This window comes from Humidesulfovibrio sp. (assembly GCF_035560995.1).
Taxonomy (GTDB): domain Bacteria; phylum Desulfobacterota; class Desulfovibrionia; order Desulfovibrionales; family Desulfovibrionaceae; genus Humidesulfovibrio.
This window is the reverse complement of sequence record NZ_DATMYK010000348.1, coordinates 1-2,046: the sequence shown is the minus strand read 5'-3', so window position 1 is coordinate 2,046 and position 2,046 is coordinate 1. Positions and strand designations below refer to the sequence as shown.

The 2,046-nt window shown below is 72.2% G+C and carries 1 protein-coding gene; it reads left to right on the top strand.

The window, feature by feature from the left end; genetic code table 11:
- On the top strand, positions 1–2,046 hold a 2,046-nt coding region (locus tag VN419_RS13840; protein WP_325647803.1), incomplete at both ends, for a hypothetical protein.

Here is a 2,046-nt window from a genome sequence, read left to right as displayed (position 1 = left end):
CCTCCGTGGACGACACGAGCGCACACACTCCGGCCCTGCCGCCAGCCGCACAACGGCTGCGGCAGGGCCGCCTCGCATTGGCCGAGGCCGCCCAGGCGGGTGACCTGGCGGGCTACCCGGCCGCAAGCTCCGCACTCATGGACGCCTACTTCCGCGAGCGCCTGGAAGAGCTGCGCGCGGAAGCGCCGGACCTCTTCGCCACGCCCTTCGCCCTGGTGGCCGTGGGCGGCTATGGCAGAAGCGAACTCTGCCCGGCCTCGGACGTGGACGTGCTGGCCCTGTACGAAAACGCCATCCCCAAGAACGCGGACGAACTTTCGCGCGGGCTCTTCCACCCCCTGTGGGACCTGGGGCTGGACTTGGGCCACGGCGTGCGCGCCTGCGCCGACTGCTTCCGCCTGGCCAGGGAGGACACCCAGGTACTGACCTCGCTTTTGGACACGCGGCGCATCGCCGGGGACGAGGGCATCGTGGCGCGCATGGAGGCGGAGTTCACCGCCCGTGTGCTGGCCGGCTACGCGGGCGCCTTTGGCCAATGGGTGCTGACGCACAACGCCGCGCGCCGCACCGAATACGGCGACTCCAGCGGCCTGCTGGAGCCGGACCTCAAGAACGGTCTGGGCGGCCTGCGCGACGTGCACCAGATCCACTGGCTGCTGCGCGTGGACCCGGCCCTGAAGGACGGCCCGGCGGCGCCCTTCACCCCGGCGGACATCGCGCTTTTGAAAGAGGACTACGCCTTTGTGCTGGCCGCGCGCACGGCCCTGCACCTGGCGGCCAGGCGCAAGACCGACCGCCTGAATTTCGACCTCCAGCCCCAGGTGGCCCGCGCCCTCGGCTTCACCGGAGCGGACCCGGCCCAGCCCGGCGAAGTGCAGACTGCTGGCCAAGCCGCCCTGGCCACGGGCCTCGCGGTGGAGGCCTTCCTCTCGAGCCTGCACCAGAGCATGACGCGCATCCGGGCCATGCGCCAAGCCTGCTGGATGGAGGCCTTCCCGCCGCGCATGGAAGCGCGCGGCGAAGCCTGCCCGCAGCCCGCCGCAGCCTCGCCGGAGATCTACTGCGGCCCTACGGGCATGGCCCTGCGCGACCCCGAAGCCGCCGCGAAAAACCCGGCGCTGATCCTTGAACTTTACGTGGCTGCCGCGCGCCAGGCCCGGCCCGTGTGCTGGTCGGCCTTGCGGGCCACCCGCGCCGCCCTGGCCGACCCGGAGCAGCGCGCCGCCTTCGCCACGCTGCCGGGCATCCTGCCCGCGCTCATCGAGATTTTCCGCGCCTCGGGCCAGCCCACGGAGAGCAGCCCGCCCCAGGCCGCGCCGCCCAGGCCGGAGGCCGGGGGCTTGGCCAAGGCCCTCAAGCGCTTCTTCGCCCCCGCGCCCGCGCCGGAGAGCAAGCCGGAAAAAGACCAGCCCGCACAGGCGGACACCGCCCCGGCCGTGGCCACGGCGCTGCAGTCCATGCTCGACACCGGGCTCATGCGCGCCCTGGTGCCGGAGTTCGCCCCGGTGGAGCACCTGGTGCAGTTCGATGACTTCCATATTCACCCGGTGGGCAAGCACACCCTGGAAGTGGTGCGCGCCCTGGCCGCCATGCAGCCGGAAGCGCGCGGCGGCGCGCCCACGGGCGACCTTTCGCCGGAACTGCGGCGGCAGGCGGCAGAATTGCCGCATTTCGACCGCCTGCTGTTGGCGGGCTTCTGCCACGACCTGACCAAGCCGGACCGCGACCACTCCGGTTCCGGCGCGCATCTGGCCACGGACATCCTGCGCCGCCTGGGCGCGGACCAGGCCACACAGGCCGATGTGGCCTTCCTGGTCAAGCAGCACCTCCTCATCCCCAAGATCGCCACCCGGCGCGACCTGGCCGACGAATCCGTGGCCGCGGGCGTGGCCGAAATCTGCGGCAGCGTGGAACGCCTGGACATGCTGCACCTCCTGGCCGTGGCCGACAGCCAGTCCACCGGGCCCCGCGCCTGGAACCCCTGGACGGCCTCGCTTTTCGAGGAGCTGACGCGCAAGGCCCGCAAGCTTTTGACCGACGGCCCCC